The organism is Stenotrophomonas sp. PA-6-5C (assembly GCF_021605635.1).
In the GTDB taxonomy this organism is placed as follows: Bacteria; Pseudomonadota; Gammaproteobacteria; order Xanthomonadales; family Xanthomonadaceae; genus Stenotrophomonas; species Stenotrophomonas lactitubi.
In genome coordinates, this window is the sequence record NZ_WKEE01000110.1 from 1 (window position 1) to 2130 (window position 2130).

At 68.5% G+C, this 2130-nt stretch carries 2 protein-coding genes; both read right to left on the bottom strand.

Annotation, left to right across the window (positions count from 1 at the left end; genetic code table 11):
* Positions 1–447 precede the first annotated feature (447 nt).
* Positions 448–1272, bottom strand: coding sequence for an AraC family transcriptional regulator (locus GIW57_RS23605; RefSeq protein ID WP_236513145.1), 825 nt, complete (start codon positions 1270–1272; stop codon positions 448–450).
* Positions 1269–1973: a VIT family protein gene (locus tag GIW57_RS23610; protein ID WP_236513147.1), complete on the bottom strand. Its 705-nt coding sequence runs from the start codon at positions 1971–1973 to the stop codon at positions 1269–1271. Before GIW57_RS23610 ends, GIW57_RS23605 begins: the two co-directional genes overlap by 4 nt.
* Between the last annotated feature and the right edge of the window lie 157 nt (positions 1974–2130).

Below are 2130 nucleotides of genomic sequence, written 5' to 3' on the forward strand. Positions count from 1 at the left end.
CCGTGAATACGTCCCTGTAGGCTTGGCCGCGGCATCCATGCCGCGGACACCCCCGCAACCGGACCCACCCCGCCTTCGACAGATTCCCGCGATCTGTTGGGATGGCATGACCTGCTCTTGGTGGGTGTCGACCTTGGATCCACGCCATGGGTGGATGCTCTTCGAATTCAATTCGGAATCATCGAAATGAATCGAATGGACGGGGAGGAAATCATCCACGCATGGCGTGGATCTACTGGCCACCGGGAAACTGTCGAAGGTGGGGCGGTGTCGGAGTGCGGGGTGTCAGCCGCATGGATGCGGCTGCCAAGCCTACAGGGACGTACTTGCGGCGTCCCCGCACTCCGACACCGCCCCGCCATCCCACGGAATGCCGCTTTGGCCTTTGCTGTTGCCGTTGCTTGAAGAGCCTCTGCGGGTGCAGGGCGCAGCCCTGCTGAAGAACCCTCAAATATCTGTGGGAGCCAGCCCGTACTGCTCGGCGAAGCGCTTGCTGAAGCTCGCTGCAGAACGATACCCCGCGCGCGCGGCCACGGTCTTCAGCGGCAGATCGGTGGTGTACAGCAGCTGCATGCCGTGGGCCAGGCGCGCTTCGGTCAACAGCTGGCGCAGGCTGGTGGCTTCAGCCGCCAACCGCCGCCGCAGGGTCGCACCGCTCAGCGCGAAGTGTGCCTCAACGTCGCGCGACTGCCAGTCGCGTGCCGGTTCGGCGGCGATGCGGTCGCGGATCTGTTCGCCCAGCGTCGGTACGTGCGGCAACAACAGGTTGCCGTGGCCCTGCCGGCACCACGCCAGCACCAGCGTGGCCAGCGCCAGCCGTGCTTCGCTATAGCGGCCATCCTGCAACGACTGACGCCAGCTGCGCAGCGCCGTGGCGTGATCGCTCAACGCTTGCCGTGCCAGCGCTGGTCCGGCCGTCGGCAAGGCTTCGCTCCACAGCGTGCGCGCGGCCGCCAGCACTTCCGTGCACAGCGGCACGATCGCGCTGAGGTAGCGGCCGGTCTGCGGGTCGGGTGTGTTGACCACGTCGATGCGGCAACGCTGGGTGATCAGCAGGATGTCGCCCGGGACGAAGGTCAGCGACTGGTGTGCGGTACGCACCTGCTTGCGGCCTTCCAGCAGGATCGCGAACTGCGGCTGCGGTATCTCCACCGAACTGGCGCCATGTTCGCGGCGGGCGGTGATGCAGGCGTAGCCTTCCGCGCGTTGGCAGCCGGCCAGGCTGGCCATCTCCGCCAGCAGGGCGGTGGCGGTGGGGGGCATGCCGGTCATACGACGTGCGCGCCCAGCAGGCGGCCGACCGCCGCTGCAGCCGCCATCGCCAGCGCACCCCAGAACATCACGCGCAGGGCGCCGCGCGTCGGTGATGCGCCACCGGCGCGTGCCGCCATCGCGCCGGTCAGGCACAGGCCGGCCAGCGTGCTGACCGTGGTGGCGGTGGCGACGTTCTGTACTGGTGCCAGCAGTGCGGTCAGCACCGGCAGGGCAGCACCACAGGTGAAGGCACCGGCAGAGGCCAGTGCGGCCTGCAACGGTCGCGCGCGCAGTTCCTCGGTGATGCCCAGTTCGTCGCGCGCATGGGCGCCCAGCGCGTCGTGGGCGGTCAGCTGTTCGGCGACCTGGCGCGCCAGCGCCGGCTCCAGGCCGCGGTGGCGGTAGATCGCGGTCAGCTCGTCCAGTTCGCTGTGCGGGTCTTCGTGCAGCTCGCGCTTTTCCATCGCCAGATCGGCATTCTCGGTATCGGCCTGGGTCTGCACCGACACATACTCGCCGGCGGCCATCGACATCGCACCGGCCACGGTGCCGGCCACGCCGGTGGCCAGGATCGTGCTGGCCGAGGCGCCGCTGGCGGCCACGCCGACCACCAGGCTGGCGACCGAGACGATGCCGTCGTTGGCACCCAGCACGGCGGCGCGCAGCCAGCCGACGCGATCGGCGCGATGCAGTTCAGGATGTCGTGAATGGCGGCTCATGGCCCTGAGTGTACGAGGGTCAAGAGGGTGTCGGTAGGATGCTGAAACCCGTCACCGTCGCATGACGTAACGAGCCGCCACGCTATAGTGCGCCCTTGCGATGCAAGGCTCCCAGCCCCACATCCCCTGCCACCGTCCAGCGAGCCCCCCCTTGTCG